Source organism: Streptomyces sp. NPDC086080 (assembly GCF_044540255.1).
GTDB lineage: Bacteria > Actinomycetota > Actinomycetes > Streptomycetales > Streptomycetaceae > Streptomyces.
This window is the reverse complement of record NZ_JBITRU010000042.1, coordinates 16,793-35,817: the sequence shown is the minus strand read 5'-3', so window position 1 is coordinate 35,817 and position 19,025 is coordinate 16,793. Positions and strand designations below refer to the sequence as shown.

Below are 19,025 nucleotides of genomic sequence, written 5' to 3'. Positions count from 1 at the left end.
TCGGTAGTAAAAGGGACCTTTGCGGGCAATCCACGGATTTGTTTCTGTGGAGCAGTCGCCAGGCGCCAACGCCCCACACGGGGTCGCGGCGCCGACGCATGCCCCCGCCGCACACCGCGGCATCCGGCACCTGCGGGCGACCGACCCACTCCCCGACGAAAGGCCGCCTGTGTCCGCCGTTTCCTTCCTCCGCACCGTCGCCACCCCCAAGAAGGCCCTCGCCGGTGCCACCCTGGCCGCCGCCACCTGCGGCACCCTGATCGCCGCCGCGCCCGCCCAGGCCGCCACCACGGGCACGGCCACCTCGGCCCAGGCGACCGCGCAGAAGATGATCGGCAACTCGGCCGAGTACCAGTGCTTCTCGAACATCGTCCAGCACGAGAGCGGCTGGAACCACACCGCCACCAACCCCTCCAGCGGCGCCTACGGCCTGGTCCAGGCCCTGCCCGCCTCGAAGATGGCGTCGGCAGGCTCCGACTGGAAGACCAACCCCGCCACCCAGATCAAGTGGGGCCTGGACTACATGAAGGACCGCTACGGCAGCGCCTGTGACGCCTGGTCCTTCTGGCAGGCCAACAACTGGTACTGATTCACCCGGACACCCCCCATACCGAAGGCGGCGACCCCACGATCCCCGGGGCCGCCGCCTTCGTCGTCCCGCCACCGCGAGCGCGGTCCGCGTACCGCGGGATCAGCTCGGAGCACGGTTCCTCGCCGGCGTCGACGGCATACTGCGGGGTTCGGCGGCCGTCGGCACCGTCGGACGGGCGCGCGGGCCCTGCAACAGGTACGTCAGGCCGAAGCCCGCGCCGACGACGAGTGCGCCGCCGGCCGCGTCCAGGATCCAGTGGTTGCCGGTGGCGACGATCGCGGCGGCGGTGAAGAGGGGGTGGAAGAGGCCGAGAGTCTTCATCCACGGCTTCGGCGCGACGATCGCGATGACCAGTCCGCACCACAGGGACCAGCCGAAGTGCAGGGAGGGCATCGCCGCGTACTGGTTGGTGAGTTGGGTCAGGGTGCCGTAGTCGGGCCGGGAGAAGTCCTGGACCCCGTGGACCGTGTCGATGACCCCGAAGCCCGGCATGAGGCGGGGCGGGGCCAGCGGGTAGAGCCAGAAGCCGACCAGGGCGAGGACCGTGGCGAAGCCGAGGGCCGAGCGGGCCCAGCGGTAGTCGACGGGCCGGTGCCAGAGGAGCAGGCCGAGGACGGTCAGCGGGACGATGAAGTGGAACGACGTGTAGTAGAAGTCGAAGGACTCCCGCAGCCAGCCGATCTCCACCACGGCGTGGTTGACGGCGCGCTCGACGTCGAGGCGGAGCAGACGTTCGAGGTCGAGGATCTGCTGCCCGTGTTCCTCCGCGCGGACGCGGCCCGCCGAGTTGCTGCCGCCGGTCGCGGCGAGCCGGACCTGGGCGTACGCGGCGTAGGTGACGCGGATCAGCAGGAGTTCCAGTAAGAGGTTCGGGCGGATGAGCACACGGCGCAGGAAGGGCAGCAGGGGGACGAAGGCGAAGCGGGCCGGGACGGGGGGCGCGTACCGGGTGGGGATCGGTGTGCGGAAGTACGGCGAACCGCAGAGGAGGAAGGGGACCGCCGTCGCGGCGGCCAGGGCGGCGAGGAGGACGACGTTGTCGCGCACCGGGTGCAGGAACATCATGTTCGGCAGCATCATCCCGGCCGGCAGCGTCATCACCAGGACGACGGCGACGGGCCACACCGGGCGGTCGCGGGCACGCTTGCCGGCCCGGCCGACGGCGGCGAGCAACACCCACAGCAACTGGTGCTGCCAGGCGGTCGGGGCGACGGCGATGGCGGCGCAGCCGGTGACGGCGACCGCGAGAAGCAACTGGCCGTCGTGGGCGTAGCGGACGGCGCGACGCAGGGCAACGGGCACGACGGCGCCGCCGAGCAGGAAGAAGAGGGCGACCTCCAGCGGGCCTTCGAGGCCGAGGCGGAGCAGCGCGCCGTGCAGGGACTGGTTGGTGAGGTCGTCGGCGGGGCCGCCGAGGCCGGTGCCGGCCAGGTGGTGCACCCAGTAGGTGAAGGAGTCGTGCGGCAGCGCGGCCCAGGCGAGCGCGGTGGCGGCGGCGAAGGTGACTCCGGCGGCGGTGGCGGCCCGGCGGGGGCCGGTGAACCACAGCAGCGGGGCGAAGAGGAGGAGGGTGGGCTGGAGGGCGGCCGCGACACCGATGAGGGCACCGCCGACGTGCCGGCCCCGGGCGACGAAGCAGCCCAGCAGGACGAGCAGGACCGGGATGATGCTGGTCTGCCCGAGCCAGAAGGTGGTGCGCACCGGCAGGGACAGCATCAACAGGCTGACGACGACGGGGGCGGCGAGAATCGCGGTGCGGCGGCCGATCGGCTGGGGCAGTGCGCGGGCGGCGATCACACCGAGGGCGGCGACCAGCAGCAGCGTGCCGAAGGTCCAGCCCCAGCCGAGGGCCTGTTCGGCGAGCCGGGTCAGGGGTTTGAGGACGAGTCCGCCGAAGGGGGTGCCGGTGAACCGGGTGGAGTCGTAGAGGTCGCCGCTGACGTGCAGCACGCCCCCGGGGCCCACCCAGGTCTCCAGCGCGGTCAGCCGTTGCCCGCTGGGGGTGGTGAGGACGGCGGCGAGCTGGCGCACGGCCAGGACGGCGGCGAGCAGCCACAGCCCCAGGCGCGCCACGCGCAGCCGTGCCCGGGTGCCGCCGACCGCCGTCGCCCCGAGTGTCTCCGCCGGCCGCCCACCCTGCTCCGCGTTCCCCACGCCCCGTCGGCCTCCAGCCCGTTTCGCTCCCCACATCCCGTTGCATGGGGATTCGCTCCACCCTTCTCTCACCCTATGCGTTCGTACCGCTGCGCAAAGTGATGTCTGGAGCCGCGACGCCGCCCGTCGGCCGATTACTCCGTCCGGATGACGACAGTTCGACGGGTGGGCGGGCACGGAGTCGCGGTGGACCGGTCCCCGAGTCGGCGGGATGCCCCGCCACCGGGGTCACCGTCGGCGCCGGATGCCTTCGGGACACGCCCGGGAAAGGCCTGCCGGGGGCGGAAGGACGGCGTATCTTCGGTGGCGATCTCCGTCAGGGATGCCAACCAACCGTACGGAAGGTACAGGTTCATGGGCGAGTCGCAGCTCTGGCACACAGTGGACGACGACCTGGCCGACCGGCTCCTCACCGATGCCCCCGACGACGCCCTGGCGGCCGCCCTGCGCGACAGCGACGCCGCCGGGCTGCCGCCGATCGCCGTGTCCGCCCTGGCGGGCAAGCTGCTCCAGCTCCTCGCCCAGGCGCAGGGCGCCCGCCGCATCCTGGAGATCGGCACGCTCGGCGGCTACAGCACCATCTGGCTGGGCCGCGCCCTCCCGCCCGACGGGCGGCTGGTCTCCCTGGAGTACGACCCGCGGCACGCCGAGGTGGCCGTCCGCAACATCGCCCGCGCGGGACTCGACCAGCTGGTCGAGGTGCGGGTGGGCGCCGCGCTCGACTCGCTGCCCGAGCTGGCCGACGAGAACCCGCCCCCGTTCGACCTGGTGTTCATCGACGCGGACAAGGTGAACAACCCGCACTACCTGGAGTGGGCGCTCCGGCTGACCCGCGCGGGGAGTCTGATCGTGCTGGACAACGTGGTGCGGGGCGGGCGGGTGGCCGATCCGGACGTCACCGATCCGGATGTGGTGGGCACCCGCGCCGCCCTCGACATGATCGGCGGCCACCCCCGGCTGACGGGTACGGCGATCCAGACGGTCGGCGCCAAGGGCCACGACGGCTTCGCGCTGGCCCGCGTACTGGCGTGAGCCGGGACGTCATGCCGGTACGCGTGAGTCCGGGCGCCGCACCCGCGCGATTCGCCTGGCTCCCCCGAGGATGCCCCGGCCTTCGGGCCGGGGTGGGGGTACCTCCCGCTTGCGGGGGAGAATCGGACCCCTGCGAAGCAGGGCAGGAAACGGGGTTTCGCCGTCAAGGCGAAAGACCGCCCACCCGGCCGGGTAAACTGCATACCGTACGTTGCGAGAACCAAGCGCGTACGTCGTGCTGACCGAGAACCAGGACAGCACATGCACCTCCGAGCTTTGCCGTATGACCCCGGGCTGGTTTCAACCCGGCTGGTGCTGATCGCGGAAGACCTGTCAGGTCGCTGACCCGCAGGCGGCGTGAGCCAGGAATCCCCCTGCTTCAGCTGGGGGAGGATTCAAACGTCGTGGTAGAACCCCACGTTGACGCTGCGCGGGGCGGTGCGGTCCTGGATGACGACCTCGCCGCTGCCGCCGCGGGGCAGCGCGACGGTGCCGCCGTAGGTGACCGGCTGGGCGTACTCCCCGATGGTCAGCCGCACTTCGGAGGACGGCTCGGGCAGGGAGCCGCGCAGCCAGGTCAGCTGCCAGGTGCCGTCCTGCGTACAGCCGAACTCCAGGTGGACCCGCGAGACGAACAGCCAGTCGTCCGGCGTCGAGAGCCGGCACAGCGACGGGTCCCGGCCCACCCTCAGCAGGGCGCCCGGTTGGCTGGGCGCGTCGGCCATGAGCATGCCCGCCGTGGCACCCGCTTCCGCCGCGGACACCGCGGCCATGGTGAGTTCGAGCACCTGTGCTCCTCCTGAGACTCCTGCGGGCCGAGGAGGGCCCGGGCCCGGCGGTGGCCGGAACGGTCGTGCACGGCGGCCGGATCGGCTCGCCGCCGCCGAATGATAAAACGCCCGGCCGCGTGGCGTCCGGCACACTGGATTCATGACCGAGCGAAAGCCAGCCGGAGTCGACTTCGAGGTGGGGGTCCCCCCGCTCGAACGTAGTTGAGAGTGGGGAGGGTCGACAAGCAGATCCGCGACGCCGACGCGCGCGGGGAGTTCGAGCAGTTGGAGGGCGTGGGCAAGCCGCTCCCCCGCGAGGTCGAGGGCGCCTACGACGAAATGTGGTGGGTCAAGCGGAAAATGGCCCGCGAGGGCTTCTCCGTGCTACCGCCGACGCCGGCCCTGCGCAAGGAGGCCGAGGACGCGCTGGAGGCGGCTCTCGCGGCTCCCTCGGAGCGGATCGTCCGCACGATCCTCACGGAGATCAACGCCCGGATCAGCGACATGATGTTCAAGCCGCCGCCCGGCCCCCCGCTGGGCAGGAAGCCGTACGACGTCGAGGACGTCGTACGGCAGTGGCGGGAGCGCCGGGCGGCGGCGGGCGGGGCGGGCCCCGGCTCAGACGTGTAGCAGCCGTTCCGCCAGCTCGCGGTAGTCCCGCAGGGCCAGACGCAGTTGCTCCGTGTCGGTCGCCGCGGCGGCCCGCCCGTCGCCGGGAGCCGCGGTACCGGCGGTGTCGGCGGTGTCGGCGCTCTGCCAGGACCGCCGCAGGGTGCGGCGCCGCTCGGTCATGGCGTCCGCGAGGCGCTCCGTCAGCTCCCTCAGTACGTGATCGGCCTCCTGTACGGCATCACGCGGCGCGTCGACGAACCCGGCCACGGCGTGCTGCAACCGGTCGGCGAGCGGGCCGGTGTCGTCGTGCTGGAGAAGACGGTGGTGTGCGCCGTGCCCCTCGTCGTGGGTGGGGGTGCCGCTCGTCGTCGGGACGGACGTTCCGGCATCCGTGCCGGGAGCGGTGTCGCCGGACTGCGGGTGCGCGGCGACCAGCGGGCTCTCGGTCCCGCGGCCGGTCTCGGGGGTGGTCTCGGGGGTGGTCTCGGGGGTGGCCCCGGGGGTGGTCTCGGGGGTGGTCTCGGGGGTGGTCTCGGGGCTGGTGCGGGGGGTGCCCTCGGTGAGCGGGGTGCCGCCGGGGCGTCGGGTCACGTCGGTCATGTCGGGTCAGCTCTCCTTCGCCGGGCGCCGGTGGAGCAGGGACGGCGTGTGGTGGCCGCGTCGGGCGGCCGCGGACGTGCGGTCCCCGTCGGTGCGGTGGTGTCCGGCGTCCGGGCGGTGACGTCCGCCGTCGTGCCGGGACGGGCGGATCAGCTCCTCGAACAGGGCGCGGGCCTCGACCATGGCCTCGCGCATCTCCTCGGTGCCGGCGCCGCCGTCCTGCGCGCCGTTCGCGCGCGCCTGGGCCACGCGGTGCACACGCCGGTAGCCCTCGACATGGTGGGCGTGGTGCACGGACAGCGCGGAGAGCTGGTCCTCGTAGTGTTCGCCGGCGGGGAAGCCGCGGACGCCGGCGAGTTCGGCGAGCAGCCGGTCCGCCTCGGCGACGGCGTCGCGCGGGGACTCGACGAACCGCTCCTGGGCGGCCGTCCAGCGCGCCTGGAACCGCTCGCGCTCGGCGGACTCCAACGGCCGTGCACGCAGGTCGCCGTGGCGCTCCACGCGCTCGGCGAGTTCCCGCTCGGCGGCCCTGGTGTCCCCGTCGTGGCGGGCGACGGCACGGTCGTACTCGGGCCCGAAGCGGCGCTTCAGGCTCGTACCGTGCCTCGGGCCACGGGTACGCAGGGTCAGCACGGCCGCTACGGCGACAACGACCGCGACAATCACGATCAACGCAATGATCAGGCCAGTGGACATGGATGCCTTCCGGGTTCTCGGCCCAACCGGCACTCCTCGCGGGCCGGTTCGTCCCTTCCGGGTTGCCCGTCACCCGGCACGCAAACTGCGCGACCCGGACGCGTCCCGGAAGACCGGCCGAACGCCGTTCCTCCGGGGAAGAGTTGGACCCCGGCGCGGCGGCCACCGCGGCCCCGGCCCTCGGCGACCGGCCATAACCGCTTGCGCACCCTTCACCCGGACCGGTGAGAATGCCCGGCATGACCTGGACCGTTGCCCCGGAACCGTACGACTCGCCCGCTGCCGTCGCGCTCTGGCGGGCGTACTACACCGAGGTCAGCGACCGCTGGTATCTGCTGCACGAGGGGCGCCGGACCGACCCGGACGAGCTGGAGCGGGAGATCGCCGCCGGGGCGGAGGGCGGCCTCACGGCGCCGTGCGGGGGGCTGTTGGTCGCGCGGTACGCGGGTGAGCCGGCCGGGAGCGCGGGTTTCCGGCTGCTGGACGAGGCGACCGCCGAGCTGACCCGGGTGTTCCTGTACCGGGAGATGCGGGGCAGGGGCGGCGCGGGGCTGCTGGTGCGGGCGGCCGAGGAGGCGGCCCGTGCGGCGGGCGCGGCCCGGATGGTCCTCGACACGCGCGAGGACCTCGTCGAGGCACGGGCGCTGTACGCCCGGCTGGGGTACGCCGAGACCGAGCCGCACAACGCAAAGCCGTACGCCGAGCGTTGGTTCGCCAAGCGACTCGGCCGAGGCCGTACGGGGTCCCGCTGAGGCCGTGCAGGGGTCCCGCTGAGGCCGTGCAGGGGTCCCGCCGAGGCCGTGCGGGTCCCGGCTCAACCCGTGCGGGATCCCCGCCAAGCCCACACACCGCCCCCGCCGAGGCCGTGCGGGTCCCGGCTCAGCCCCTGCGGGATCCCCGCCAAGCCCACACACCGCCCCCGCCGAGGCCATGCGGGTCCCGGCTCAGCCCGTGGGGGTCGCCGCGCGTTCGTCCTGTGGGCGTTCGCCGTTCGATCCGCACAGTTCGTCGTTCAGCTCGTGCACCAGCCGCACCAGGTCGGTCGGACGGTCCGGTCCCCACCAGTCGCCCAGCAGTTCGGCCAGGGACTCCTCACGGGCACGCGCCAGCCGCTCGCTCACCTCGCGGCCCTCGTCGGTCAGCACCATGTCGAGCCCCCTGCGCACGGCGAGGTGCCGGATCTCGACCTGGCGGGTGGCCTCCAGGACGACGTTCAGCGGTACCGGGTGGCGCTCGGCGAGCCGGGCCGGTTCGACCGAACCGTGTCTGCGCATCCGCAGCAGCAGCCAGCTCGCCGCGGGCAGCAGGTCGTAGCCCGCACGATCGGTGATCATCCGGTAGATCTCGCGCCGTCCCTCGCGGGTGCCGAGCACCGACAGCGCACGGCACACCTCGTCGTACGAGGAACGCTCCACGGGGTTGCTGGCGAGGGTCTCGGTCACGTCGGGCGCGGTGACCGAGGCGCGCAGCCGGTCCTCCTTGAGGAACCAGGCCAGCACGAAGCCGGCCAGGGCGAACGGTACGGCGTACAGGAAGACGTCGGTGATGGCGGTCGAGTAGGCGTCGAGCGCCGGGGGCCGCAGTGGCGGCGGCAGGGCGGCGATGCTGCGCGGGTCGGCCTCCAGCGTCTCGATGGAGACGCCGGGCGGGAGCTGTGCGCCGCGGAAGGCGGCCGTGAGCTGGTCACCGAGGCCGCTCGCGAAGATCGCGCCGAAGACGGCGACACCGAACGAGGCGCCGATGGAGCGGAAGAAGGTCGCGCCGGAGGTGGCGACACCCAGATCCTCGTAGGAGACGGCGTTCTGCACGATCAGCACCAGGACCTGCATCACCAGGCCGAGTCCGAAGCCGAAGACGAAGAAGAAGGCACTCATCACCGCCGTGGAGCTGTTCGCGTCGAGCTGGTGGAGCAGCAGCAGTCCGACGACGGTGACGGCGGTGCCCGTGACCGGGAACACCTTCCAGCGGCCGGTGCGGCTGACGATCTGTCCGGAGCCGGTGGACGCCAGCAGCATGCCGGCCACCATCGGCAGCATGTGCACGCCGGACATGGTGGGGGTGATCCCGTGGACCACCTGGAGAAAGGTCGGCAGGTACGTCAGCGCTCCGAACATGGCGAAGCCGACGACGAAGCTGATCACGGCGGACAGCGTGAAGGTGCGCACCCCGAACAGCTTCAGCGGCAGGACGGGCTCGGCGGCCCGGCGTTCCACGGCCACGAAGGCGACGACGAGGACGGCCCCGAGCACCGCGAGCCCGATGATCTGCGGCGATGCCCAGGCCCAGGTGGTGCCGCCGAGGGAGGCGACCAGCACCAGGCAGATGGCGACGGAGGCGATGAGGAGGGTACCGAGGTAGTCGATGACGTGCTTGGCCGACCTGCGCGGGATGTGCAGCACCGCCGCGATCACGGCGAGCGCGACGATGCCGACGGGCACGTTGATGTAGAACACCCAGCGCCAGCTCCAGTGTTGGGTGAACAGTCCGCCGACCAGCGGCCCGAGCACGCTCGTCGTGCCGAACACGGCCCCGAACAGGCCCTGGTACCGGCCGCGTTCGCGGGGTGGTACGAGGTCGCCGACGATGGCCATCGACAGCACGATCAGCCCGCCGCCGCCCAGTCCCTGGAGCGCGCGGAAGCCGATCAGCTGCGGCATGTCCTGCGCGGCGCCGCACAGAGCGGACCCCACCAGGAAGATGACGACGGCGAGTTGGAAGAGGCGCTTGCGTCCGTACTGGTCGCCGAGCTTTCCCCACAGGGGGGTCGCGGCGGTGGAGGCCAGCAGATAGGCGGTGACCACCCAGGAGAGGTGCTCCAGGCCGCCCAGGTCGCTGACGATGGTGGGCAGGGCAGTGGACACGATGGTCTGGTCGAGGGCGGCGAGCAGCAGGCCGAGCAGCAGGGCGCCGATCGAGAAGAGGACGTTGCCCGACACCTGGTCGCGGCCGCCGCCGGCGGCCGGCGGTCCGGCGCGGAGTGCGGGCTGCGCGTCGCTCGCCTTCGGCCCCGTACCGTGCGCGTCGCCGGCCATGAAGACCTCCACAGGTTCTCGTTTCCACCACCATCGTGATCGGTGTGACCTGTTATGGCCTGTTGAGTTCCTGACGGAAGTTCGTATTCCGGGGGCGCGCGGACCGGGCTGTGAAGAAGATCTGCATAATCTCTGGAGTTCGCGAGGGGAGGGACCACACGTGGAACAGCCGAACGGAAACCCGTGCCCGGAGTGCGGTGCGCCCAGGCACCGGGACAACACGCCGTCCTGCGCCTGCACACTGCGTGCGTCCGAAGCCCTGCGCGACGCCCGTACGGCGGAGGCCGCGGCGGCGGAGGACTTCGATCCGCTGCGCATCCGGCCGTATGTCGAACTCGACGGGAAGAGCACGCGGAGTACGCCGGACGGGGTGCGGGAGCAGCCGGATGCGGGCGCGCCCGCGGACACCGGCCCGTCCGCGGAGGGGCAAGGCGCCTCGGGGGCGCCCGACGAGACGATGGCCTTGCGCGCCGTCCCGCCGGAGGGGGCACCCGACGAGACCATGGCGTTGCGCGCCCTCCCGGCGGAGGCGTCACCCGACGAGACGATGGCCTTGCGCGCCCTCCCGCCGGAGGCGGCACCCGAGGGGGCGGACGCGACGTCCGTCCTGCCGACGCCCCTGGGTGCGGGGGCGACCCCGCCGAGCACCACGGACCTGAACCTGTTCGACGGAACCCGGCCGATCGGGCGCGTCCCCGGCGCGCCGGGGCCCGGGTCCGCGGGCCCGGGGGCGGGGGATCCCGGCGGGGCGGCGGCGCGCCGGCGGCGGCGCGGGGTGCTGTTCGCGGTCGCGGGGGCCGTCGTCACCGTGGTGGGGGCGGCCGGGTGGGCGAGCGGCATGTTCTCCTACGAGACGCCGACCCGCAGTGGTGCGGCACCGGAGGAGGTGCGGGCGGGCGTTCCGGACGCGTCGTCCGGCGCCCCGTCCGCGGAGCCGACGGCCAGTGCGTCGTCCGCCGCCTCACCGACGGCGTCCGCCTCGCCGTCGGACTCCCCGTCCGCGAGCGCGAGCGCGAACACGTCGGCCTCGCCGTCGCCCTCGGAGTCCAGCACCTCGCCGACCCCGTCGGCCCCGGCCGAGCCGTCCCCGGCGACGACGCCACCCTCCCCGGCCGCGGGTCCCCCCGAGGACACGGACGGGGACGACCCCGGCGGCGTCGCCCCGGTGCTGCGCCGCGGGGACAGCGGCCCGGAGGTCGTCGAACTCCAGCAGCGTCTGCAGCAGGTGTACCTGTACCACGACGACATCCACGGCCGTTTCACCCGCCGCGTGGAAGACGCCGTGCGCCACTTCCAGTGGTACCGCGGAATCCACGAGGAACCGGGCGTGTACGGCCCCCAGACCCGGGCCCGGCTGGAAGCGGAGACCGGGGGAGCGTAGTTCACGGGGAGCGCGAGCCCCGGGCCCCGGCTCCAAGCGCTCCCCGTCCCCGCCTGCCTACCGCGTGAGACGCAGGCGGATCGTGCCGTCCGGGGCGGGGTCCACCCGTACCTGGGTCAGGTCGCGTACGACCGCGTCCGGGGCGTGGAAGCCGGCGCGGGGGCCGATGCCCACGACGCGCATGCCGGCCGCCCGGCCTGCCGCGATGCCGGCGCCGGAATCCTCGAAGACCACGCAGTCGGCCGGCGCGACGCCCAGTTCGGCCGCGGCCTTCAGGAAACCCTCAGGGTCGGGCTTACTCGCGCCGACGGACTCCGCCGTCACCCGGACGTCGGGCCGGGGCAGCCCGGCGGCGGCCATCCGTGCCGTGGACAGGGCGACGTCGGCGGACGTCACGAGGGCGTGCGGCAGGCCGGTGAGGGAGGCGAGGAAGTCGCGGGCGCCCGGTATCGGGACGACGCCCTCGGTGTCGGCGGTCTCCTCGGCGAGCATGCGGGCGTTGTCGGCGTGGTTCTGCTCCATGGGGCGGTCGGGCAGCAGCAGGGCCATCGAGGCGTAGCCCTGGCGGCCGTGCACGACCTTCATGACCTCGTCGCCGTCGAGCCCGTTCCGGTCGGCCCAGCGCCGCCAGACGCGTTCGACGGCGGCGTCGGAGTTGACGAGGGTGCCGTCCATGTCCAGCAGGAGGGCGCGGGCGGTGAGTACGGCGGTGGCCGTCATCGGCAACTCCAAGGCGGTGCGGGACGTGCCCCCGGGTACGGGGCGGGGACCAAGGCGGCCCCGCCCGCCGGTCAGGGAGAACGGGCGGGAGCCACTTTGTTCATCCACGGTACAAAACGGGGCCGGGTTCCCGCCACCGCCTTCGCCGAGCGTTCACCGGCACTTCGGCCCGCCGTGACCCGTTCCGGGCCCGGGACGGCGGACGTCAGGCGGTGACCGCCTCCCAGAGGCTCCACACCCCGAGCCCCAGCATCAGCAGCGCCGCGATCTGCGTGATCAGCTTCAGCGGAACCCGCTTCATCAGCGCCTTCCCGCCGACGATGCCCAGCCCGGCCACCGACCACAGCGCGAGCACCGCGCCCAGACCGACGGAGAGCGGGTCGTCGTAGCGGGCGGCGAGGTTGGCCGTCATGATCTGTGTCAGATCGCCGAACTCGGCGACGAGGATCAGCATGAAACCCGCCCCGGAGACCTTCCAGAAGCTCTGGTTCTCCGGCTTGCGGACCTCTTCCTCGTCCTCGTCCTTCTTGAGCAGCAGCATCGCCGCGCCGCCCAGGAAGAGCACGCCCGTGACGGCGTGCACGATCTGCTGCGGCAGCAGCGTGAGCACACTGCCGGCCGCCACCGCCAGCGCGACATGCAGCGCGAAGGCGGCGGCGACACCGGCGAAGACGTAGGAGGCGCGGTAGCGGGTGCCGAGGACGAGGCCGGCGAGGGCGGTCTTGTCCGGCAGTTCGGCGAGGAAGACGACGCCGAAGACGACGGCCGTCACGGTCAGGCTGATCAACGGTTCCTCAATCGGTCGGGACTGCCCCACCGAGAGTGCGGTGCGATCGCGCGGGACACCTCGGCACGGCAGCACACACGGCGCCCGTGCCGTCGGACACGGGCGTGCACTGCTTGCCGAAGGTCTCGCCGGCCTGCCCCACCCTGTGAGGCCTGCCTCCGGGCGCCGGCCCAGGCGGGCTGAGCAGTATGTCGACGGTCCGGCGTAGGGCTACTCCCCTTCTGCGCCGTCCATGGTACGTGACACCCGCACCGACCTCCGTGACACCCGCGCCGGCCACCGCGGCTACCGCGTACGCCCCCTCGTGCGCGGAAGATTCACACCCGAACCATAGACGTGTCATGCCCGCGTCATTAACTTCTTACCGGATCCACCCCTCCCCGCAACGCGGCGCGGCGAGCATTCCCCTGCTCGCACGCCAACGGCCCCACTCCACAAGGGAGTTCGCATGTCGAAGTTCTACGCGCGTCGACGGCTCAGCATAGCCGCGGCGCTCACCGGACTCATAGCCTCCGTCGGCCTGTTCAACGCCCCGGCCGCCTCCGCCGCCCTCCCCACCCCGGTCAGCGCCGCCACCGCCCGCAGCTACCTCGCCGCCCTGCCCGTGCGCACCGAGAGCCGCACCGGCTACGACCGTGACCTGTTCCCGCACTGGATCACCGTCAGCGGCACCTGCAACACCCGCGAGACGATCCTCAAGCGGGACGGCACGAACGTCGTCACCAACTCCTCCTGCGCCGCCACCAGCGGCAGCTGGTACTCCCCGTACGACGGCGCCACCTGGTCCGCCGCCTCCGACGTCGACATCGACCACCTCGTGCCGCTCGCGGAGGCCTGGGACTCCGGTGCCGGTTCCTGGACCACGTCGCAGCGCCAGGCCTTCGCCAACGACCGGACCCGCCCGCAGCTCCTCGCCGTCACCGACAACGTCAACCAGTCCAAGGGCGATCAGGACCCCGCCACCTGGATGCCGTCGCGCACGGCCTACCGCTGCACGTACGTCCGGGCCTGGGTGCAAGTGAAGTACTACTACGACCTGTCGGTCGACTCGTCCGAGAAGTCCGCCCTGCAGGGGTACCTGGCCAACTGCTGACCCGCCGGGCGCACCGCCGGGTGCACAAATCTCCCCGGCGGCCTCCGTCGCTGCGTACCGTACGGGGCGACGGAGGAAGGGGTGGGTCATCATGGCCGGACTGCGGCTCGGACCACTGCTGAGGTACGTCGACGGCTCGTCAGCGACCGTCTGGGTCGAGACCGCCCGCCCGGGCACCGTCGAGGTGCGCTGCCCCGGCGGAAACGGGGCAGGCGGGAGGTCCGGCACCTTCCAGGTCGGGGGGCACCACTACGCCCTCGTCCAGGTCACCGGCCTCACCCCGGGCACGGCCACCCCGTACGAGGTCTTCCTCGACGACACACGGGTGTGGCCGCTGCCCCAGGACCCCTTCCCGTCGTTCCCGCCCTCCGTGATCGCCACCCCGGGGCCGGACGACCGGACGCGTGTGGCCTTCGGCTCCTGCCGCTGGGCCTCCCCGCCCACCGGGGAGCCCGATCCCGTCGGCCCGGACGCGCTGGACGCCCTGGCCCGGCGCATCGCCGCCGACCCGGCCGGTGAGCGGCCCGACGTCCTGCTGCTCCTCGGGGACCAGGTGTACGCCGACGAGACGTCCGACGCCACGCAGCGGTGGCTCGCCGCCCGCCGCGACCTGGACGTACCGCCGGGCATCCAGGTGGCCGACTACGAGGAGTACACGCACCTCTACTACGAGTCCTGGCTCGATCCCCAGGTGCGCTGGCTGCTGTCCACCGTGCCCAGCTGCATGATCTTCGACGACCACGACGTGATCGACGACTGGAACACCTCGGCCTCCTGGGTCGAGGACATGCGCGCCACGTCGTGGTGGCGGGAGCGGCTGCTCAGCGGGCTGATGTCGTACTGGGTGCACCAGCACCTCGGCAACCTCTCCCCCGCCGAACTGGAGGCCGACCCGCTCTACGCCGCCGTACGGGAGCGCCCCGACGGCACCGACGCGCTGCGCGCCTTCGCCTCCGAGGCCGAGGCGGACGCGACCGCCGTGCGCTGGAGCTACCGGCGCGACTTCGGCCGGGTGCGCCTGGTGATGGTGGACAGCCGCGCGGCCCGCGTCCTGGAGGAGGGCCGGCGCTCCATGCTGGACCCGGCCGAGGCCGCCTGGGTGCGCGACCAGGCACTCGACGGGCGCGGCTCCTACGACCATCTGCTGATCGGTACGTCGCTGCCCTGGCTGCTCCCCCCTCTGGTGCACGACGCCGAGGCATGGTGCTCCGCGCTGTGCCGGGGCGACAAGGGCCCGCGCTGGGCACGGTTCGGCGAGAAGCTGCGGCGCGCGGCGGACCTGGAGCACTGGTCGGCCTTCCCGGAGTCGTTCGACGCACTGGCGGAGCTGATCGCCGAGGCCGGTACGGGGCCGGAGGCGCCGGCGACGGTGTGCGTGCTCTCCGGAGACGTCCACCACGCCTATGTCGCCGAGCCGAGCTGGCCCGGGCGTACGGTGCCGGACGCCCGGGTGGTGCAGCTGACCTGTTCCCCGGTGCACAACTCCATTCCGCTGTCGATCAAGCTCGGCTTCCGATTCGGGTGGAGCGCCGCCGCGCGAGGACTCGGAAGGGTGTTCGCACGGCACGGCGGACTGGGCCGTCCCGCGGTGGGCTGGCGCAGGACGGGCGGGCCGTGGTTCGGCAACCAGCTCATGACCCTGACGGCACACGGGCGTTCGGCGGTGCTGCGGCTGGAGCACGCGCGGCGGGAGGAGACCGGGGCACGGCTCGGGACGGTGTCGGAGACCCGGCTGAGCCGATGAGTCCGAAGGCACCTGTGAGGCACCTGTGCAGCAAGGTGCGGATTCGGTCACGCCCTCGGGCACGGGGGCGTGACGAGGGCCGCACTGACGTGCGACTGGCGGGCGTTCGCACAGCCTGAAGGGCTCCGACCCGTGGCCGAATGTTGAACTTGCAAGTAAGAGTGAGGCGCTCCTAGCGTGGGAATCCGACTCGGTTCCGTCCCCCGGACCGGCCCCGTCCGGGGGCCGGCCTGACCGAAGGAGACCCCCACATGACTGGACGGCTCAACAGCGCCCAGCCGTACGCGCTGGGACTGTTCCGCATGGTCGTCGGCCTGCTCTTCGCCTGCCACGGCGCCGTGTCCCTGCTGGGCCTGCTCGGCGGCGTCGACGGCAACGGCGGCACCGTCGGGACCGGCACCTGGCCGGGCTGGTACGCGGCCGTGATCGAACTCGTCGGCGGCAGCCTGGTCCTGCTCGGCCTCGGCACCCGGGCGGCGGCGTTCATCTCGTCCGGCGCGATGGCGTACGCGTACTTCAAGGTCCACCAGCCCGAGGCACTGTGGCCGATCGAGAACAACGGCGAGGGCGCGGCCATGTACTGCTGGGCCATGCTCCTGCTGGTGTTCACCGGCTCCGGCGCCTTCGGCCTGGACCGCCTGTTCGCCAGGCGCCCGTCGTCCCCGGACGCCTCGCGGCCGGCGGAGCACACGCCGGTGACGGCCTGACCGACACCGGCCGTCCCTGACCGACCGTGCGGTGCCCTCCCCCCGATCACGCCGGGGAGGGCACCGCTCGTCACCTCACGGGACGGGTGACGACGCGAGCGGAAACTCCGGGTATCGGGGGCACGGACCCCCCGTGACCTTTCCGTCACTTACCGGGCGTACGCTGTATGGCTGTCATCGGCCACACTTCTGCCACTCCTGCCGCCCCCTCCGCGACAGCGCGGCCGGGGCCGGCCGCACGGGGGCGCTACGGGGAGTTTCGGGTGGAAAGTGTGGGGTCGCTGGTGGGCAGCCCATGGATCTACGTGGTGGTGGCCCTGTCGGTCCTGCTCGACGTGTTCCTCCCGGTCCTGCCCAGCGGCGTACTGGTGATCACCGCGGCCACGGCGGCGGCGGCCGGCACGGCGGCCGGCGTACCCGACATTCTGGTGCTGACCCTCTGCGCCGCCACCGCGTCCGTCCTCGGCGACCTGGTGGCGTACCGCCTCGCCTGGCGCGGCGGCGCCCGTCTGGACCGCGCCATCGCCCGCAGCCGGCGGCTGACCAGGGCGCAGGAACGTCTCGGCGCGGCGCTGGCCCGGGGCGGCGGCGCCCTGGTCGTCCTCGCCCGCTTCGCCCCGGCCGGCCGCTCGGTGGTCTCCCTCGGCGCCGGCGCGGCCCGTCATCGCGCCCGCGACTTCCTGCCCTGGTCGGCGCTGGCGGGGCTGTCCTGGGCCGGGTACAGCGTGGCTCTCGGCTACTTCGGCGCGGCCTGGCTGGGCGCGACCTGGCTGGCCACGGCGGTATCGGTGGGCGCGCTGTTCGCGGCGGGCGCGGGCGCGGGCTTCCTGATGCGCCGCCGCCCCCTCCCCCACCCCTCAGAAGCCTCCTAGCCCCCGCCCCACCCGCGAGCACCCTGCCACCCGACCGCAGGCACCCTGCCCACCCGACCGCGAGCACCCTGCCCACCCGACCGCAGGCACCCTGCCCACCCGACCGCAGGCACCCTGTCCGCCCGACCGCGGGCAGTCGTGCCGCTGGGGCGGCACGGGTGGGCGCGGCGGCACCCCGCAAACGCCGGGCTGCGCAACACCCCCCGCCCAGCCCAACGGGCTCGGGCTCTCGGGCTCGGGCTCGGGTCCGGGCTCGGGCTCGCTCCGGCTCCGGCTCCGGCTCCGGCTCCGGCTCCGCAACGACTACCCTGCCTGCCGCGCAGCGCTCCCGCGTACTTCCAGCCCCGCCAGCAACTCCGCGGTCGCCTCCGCCACCGCGTCCACCGCCCGTTCGAACACCTCGCGATTGTGCGCGGCCGGCGCCCGGAAGCCGGACACCTTCCTCACGTACTGCAGGGCGGCGGCCCGGATCTCCTCCTCCGTGGCCTCCTCCGGCTGTACGGGCGGACGCAGGGTCTTGATACTCCGGCACATGCCCCCAGTCTGACGCGCGGGGCCCGCGGACGGCCACGGACGAATGAATCCCGGCGGAACACCCACGGGTAACTCGCCACTCAAAATCGAACAGGCGTATCATTGCACCGTGGCTGCGACCTATGACTTTCCGAGTGACCTCCTCGCCGGTCAGGAGGAACTGCATCAGGTCAGGGCCGAGTTGTCGGCCCTGCTGAAGCGGCTCCCCTGGTCGGTCGAACCCCTTGACGGGTTCAGCGACGACACCGGCTGGCGCAAGATCGAGCGCCCCGCCTCGCCGGGCTGGACCGAGGACGAACAGGCCGAGGTGGAGAAGCTCAGACGGCGGGAGCACGAGCTCGCGGTGTTCGTCAGCACCCACCGCTACTGGGCCACGGTCACCGGCCACGACAGGATCCACGCCCGCTCCCGGCTCAAGCACGCCCACGAGGACGCCGCACCGGACGCGGAGGAGTCCCCGTAGGGCGGCAGGGCGGCAGGGCGGCAGACAGGACGACGACGGCCCCCGGAGAGTCCGTCTCCGGGGGCCGTCGGGCGCGGTGGGCGCGGACGGTTTCGAACCGCCGACATCCTGCTTGTAAGGCAGGCGCTCTACCCCTGAGCTACGCACCCGGGACCCGGGCCACGTGCCCAGGTCGAGTCGACAGCCTACATGGCCCGTGGCAGGGACCGGCACACCCGAGCCGGCTCCCGCGGGGGTCCGGACGGCGACCCTCTCAGGGTTCCCCCGGGGGATATCCCCACCCCGGATCCGGTAGTGGCCCGGATCCCCCGCCGGACCCCCCGTCCTTACGCTCGAAGAACGCTCGAACACGCTGCCGCGCGCCGCCGTCCGTCCCAGGGGGAGACCGTCATGACCCGCACGTCCCGCACCGCGCCCCGGATGACCCGTACCACGCGGAGGCGTGCCCGTGCCCTCGCCCTCGCCGGGGCCACCGCGGTGCTGCTCGCGGGCCTGAGCGCCTGCGGGTCGTCGGCCGCCGACGACGACGATCCCGACCTCCGCTCCTTCGATCTGCCGGGCAGCACCCTCACCATCGACTCCGACGAATCCGCCCTCGAGATCGTCGCGGCGGACGACAACCCGCCGGGCCGGATCGAGGTCACCCGCTGGTTCCAGGGCACGGTCGTCATGGGCTCGGACGCGAAAGCCACCTGGTCCATGGACGGCGACCGGCTGGTGCTGCGGGAGAAGTGCTCGGGCGTCGTCGCGGACTGCTCGACCAGGCACCGCATCGAGGTGCCCCACGGGGTGGCCGTCAAGGTCGAGGAGAAGGACGGCAGCGTGCGGGCCATGGGCTTCCGCGACGCGCTGAGCATCCGCACCACGGACGGCTCGATCCATGTCACCGACTCCACCGGTCCCCTCGAGCTGCGCACCGGCGACGGATCCGTGCGCGCGGAGGTCTCCTCCCGCACGGTGCGCGCCCGGAGCGGTGACGGCTCGATCCACCTCGAACTCGGCGCCGTACCGGACCTGGTGGACTCCCGCAGCGGCGACGGATCCCTGACCGTCGAACTGCCCCGGGCCACCTACCGGGTGGACACCGGGACCGGTGACGGCGCCGAGGACGTGTCCGTGCCGCGCGACGACTCCAGCTCCCACCGGGTGACCGCCCGCACCGGCGACGGGAAACTCACGCTCCGCACAGCGAACTGACGGGCCCGTGTGTTCGTCCTTCACCGGTGGGAGAATGAC

At 72.9% G+C, this 19,025-nt stretch carries 18 protein-coding genes, 1 tRNA gene and 1 pseudogene; 11 read left to right on the top strand and 9 right to left on the bottom strand.

Annotation, left to right across the window (positions count from 1 at the left end; translation table 11 throughout):
- Nucleotides 1-169: 169 nt before the first annotated feature.
- Nucleotides 170-589 (top strand): transglycosylase SLT domain-containing protein, encoded by a 420-nt coding sequence (locus ACIF9R_RS33545; protein ID WP_399986192.1) that lies wholly within the window; start codon nucleotides 170-172, stop codon nucleotides 587-589.
- Between the two features lie 102 nt (nucleotides 590-691).
- Here ACIF9R_RS33545 and ACIF9R_RS33540 read toward each other — a convergent pair whose 3' ends face one another.
- Nucleotides 692-2,746 (bottom strand): phosphatase PAP2 family protein, encoded by a 2,055-nt coding sequence (locus ACIF9R_RS33540; RefSeq protein ID WP_399986191.1) that lies wholly within the window; start codon nucleotides 2,744-2,746, stop codon nucleotides 692-694.
- 354 nt (nucleotides 2,747-3,100) lie between these two features.
- On the opposite strand from ACIF9R_RS33540, the gene ACIF9R_RS33535 reads away from it, so the two are divergent.
- A complete protein-coding gene (locus tag ACIF9R_RS33535) occupies nucleotides 3,101-3,778 on the top strand; it encodes an O-methyltransferase (protein ID WP_399986190.1) in 678 nt (225 codons plus the stop codon).
- A gap of 395 nt (nucleotides 3,779-4,173) precedes the next feature.
- On the opposite strand, the gene ACIF9R_RS33530 is transcribed toward ACIF9R_RS33535, so the two are convergent.
- Nucleotides 4,174-4,566 (bottom strand): hypothetical protein, encoded by a 393-nt coding sequence (locus ACIF9R_RS33530; RefSeq protein WP_399986189.1) that lies wholly within the window; start codon nucleotides 4,564-4,566, stop codon nucleotides 4,174-4,176.
- Nucleotides 4,567-4,708: 142 nt separating this feature from the next.
- On the opposite strand from ACIF9R_RS33530, the pseudogene ACIF9R_RS33525 reads away from it, so the two are divergent.
- Nucleotides 4,709-5,178, top strand: a pseudogene (locus ACIF9R_RS33525) (DUF1992 domain-containing protein).
- Here the strand turns inward: ACIF9R_RS33525 and ACIF9R_RS33520 are convergent.
- Nucleotides 5,167-5,760 (bottom strand): hypothetical protein, encoded by a 594-nt coding sequence (locus ACIF9R_RS33520; RefSeq protein ID WP_399986188.1) that lies wholly within the window; start codon nucleotides 5,758-5,760, stop codon nucleotides 5,167-5,169. The pseudogene ACIF9R_RS33525 and the gene ACIF9R_RS33520 overlap by 12 nt on opposite strands.
- 6 nt (nucleotides 5,761-5,766) lie before the next feature.
- The gene (locus tag ACIF9R_RS33515; protein WP_399986187.1) at nucleotides 5,767-6,456 is read right to left on the bottom strand and encodes a hypothetical protein; all 690 of its coding nucleotides are present in this window, start codon (nucleotides 6,454-6,456) and stop codon (nucleotides 5,767-5,769) included.
- Nucleotides 6,457-6,695: 239 nt separating this feature from the next.
- Between ACIF9R_RS33515 and ACIF9R_RS33510 the strand changes: the two genes are divergently transcribed.
- The gene (locus ACIF9R_RS33510; RefSeq protein ID WP_399986186.1) at nucleotides 6,696-7,208 is read left to right on the top strand and encodes a GNAT family N-acetyltransferase; all 513 of its coding nucleotides are present in this window, start codon (nucleotides 6,696-6,698) and stop codon (nucleotides 7,206-7,208) included.
- A 192-nt stretch (nucleotides 7,209-7,400) separates the two neighbouring features.
- On the opposite strand, the gene ACIF9R_RS33505 is transcribed toward ACIF9R_RS33510, so the two are convergent.
- Nucleotides 7,401-9,488 carry a DHA2 family efflux MFS transporter permease subunit gene (locus ACIF9R_RS33505; RefSeq protein WP_399986185.1) on the bottom strand — a complete coding sequence of 696 codons (2,088 nt, stop codon included), beginning with the start codon at nucleotides 9,486-9,488 and terminating at the stop codon, nucleotides 7,401-7,403.
- A 160-nt stretch (nucleotides 9,489-9,648) separates the two neighbouring features.
- Here ACIF9R_RS33505 and ACIF9R_RS33500 point away from each other — a divergent pair, with 160 nt between their 5' ends.
- Nucleotides 9,649-10,869 carry a peptidoglycan-binding protein gene (locus tag ACIF9R_RS33500; protein ID WP_399986184.1) on the top strand — a complete coding sequence of 407 codons (1,221 nt, stop codon included), beginning with the start codon at nucleotides 9,649-9,651 and terminating at the stop codon, nucleotides 10,867-10,869.
- Between the two features lie 57 nt (nucleotides 10,870-10,926).
- Here the strand turns inward: ACIF9R_RS33500 and ACIF9R_RS33495 are convergent, their stop codons facing one another.
- On the bottom strand, nucleotides 10,927-11,589 hold the full coding sequence (locus tag ACIF9R_RS33495) for an HAD family hydrolase (RefSeq protein WP_399986183.1): 663 nt from the start codon (nucleotides 11,587-11,589) through the stop codon (nucleotides 10,927-10,929).
- 205 nt (nucleotides 11,590-11,794) lie between these two features.
- Complete coding sequence (locus ACIF9R_RS33490) at nucleotides 11,795-12,376, bottom strand: TMEM165/GDT1 family protein (protein ID WP_399986182.1); 582 nt, start codon at nucleotides 12,374-12,376, stop codon at nucleotides 11,795-11,797.
- Nucleotides 12,377-12,824: 448 nt separating this feature from the next.
- Between ACIF9R_RS33490 and ACIF9R_RS33485 the strand changes: the two genes are divergently transcribed.
- The 4 genes from ACIF9R_RS33485 to ACIF9R_RS33470 all read left to right on the top strand — a co-directional run bounded on the left by ACIF9R_RS33485 (nucleotide 12,825) and on the right by ACIF9R_RS33470 (nucleotide 16,792).
- On the top strand, nucleotides 12,825-13,469 hold the full coding sequence (locus tag ACIF9R_RS33485; RefSeq protein ID WP_399986181.1) for an HNH endonuclease family protein: 645 nt from the start codon (nucleotides 12,825-12,827) through the stop codon (nucleotides 13,467-13,469).
- Nucleotides 13,470-13,560: 91 nt separating this feature from the next.
- Nucleotides 13,561-15,213, top strand: a complete 1,653-nt coding sequence (locus ACIF9R_RS33480) for an alkaline phosphatase D family protein (RefSeq protein WP_399986180.1) — start codon at nucleotides 13,561-13,563, stop codon at nucleotides 15,211-15,213.
- Nucleotides 15,214-15,464: 251 nt separating this feature from the next.
- The gene (locus tag ACIF9R_RS33475; protein ID WP_399986179.1) at nucleotides 15,465-15,920 is read left to right on the top strand and encodes a DoxX family protein; all 456 of its coding nucleotides are present in this window, start codon (nucleotides 15,465-15,467) and stop codon (nucleotides 15,918-15,920) included.
- A 263-nt stretch (nucleotides 15,921-16,183) separates the two neighbouring features.
- Entirely contained in the window at nucleotides 16,184-16,792 is a 609-nt protein-coding gene (locus tag ACIF9R_RS33470; RefSeq protein ID WP_399986178.1) for a DedA family protein, read from the top strand.
- 303 nt (nucleotides 16,793-17,095) lie between these two features.
- On the opposite strand, the gene ACIF9R_RS33465 is transcribed toward ACIF9R_RS33470, so the two are convergent.
- The gene (locus ACIF9R_RS33465) at nucleotides 17,096-17,326 is read right to left on the bottom strand and encodes a DUF2277 domain-containing protein (RefSeq protein ID WP_399986177.1); all 231 of its coding nucleotides are present in this window, start codon (nucleotides 17,324-17,326) and stop codon (nucleotides 17,096-17,098) included.
- A gap of 109 nt (nucleotides 17,327-17,435) precedes the next feature.
- Between ACIF9R_RS33465 and ACIF9R_RS33460 the strand changes: the two genes are divergently transcribed.
- Nucleotides 17,436-17,789, top strand: coding sequence for a hypothetical protein (locus tag ACIF9R_RS33460; protein WP_399986176.1), 354 nt, complete (start codon nucleotides 17,436-17,438; stop codon nucleotides 17,787-17,789).
- A 77-nt stretch (nucleotides 17,790-17,866) separates the two neighbouring features.
- Here the strand turns inward: ACIF9R_RS33460 and ACIF9R_RS33455 are convergent.
- Nucleotides 17,867-17,938 (bottom strand) — tRNA-Val (locus tag ACIF9R_RS33455).
- A 241-nt stretch (nucleotides 17,939-18,179) separates the two neighbouring features.
- Between ACIF9R_RS33455 and ACIF9R_RS33450 the strand changes: the two genes are divergently transcribed.
- Entirely contained in the window at nucleotides 18,180-18,986 is an 807-nt protein-coding gene (locus tag ACIF9R_RS33450) for a DUF4097 family beta strand repeat-containing protein (protein WP_399986175.1), read from the top strand.
- The last annotated feature ends 39 nt before the right edge of the window (nucleotides 18,987-19,025 follow it).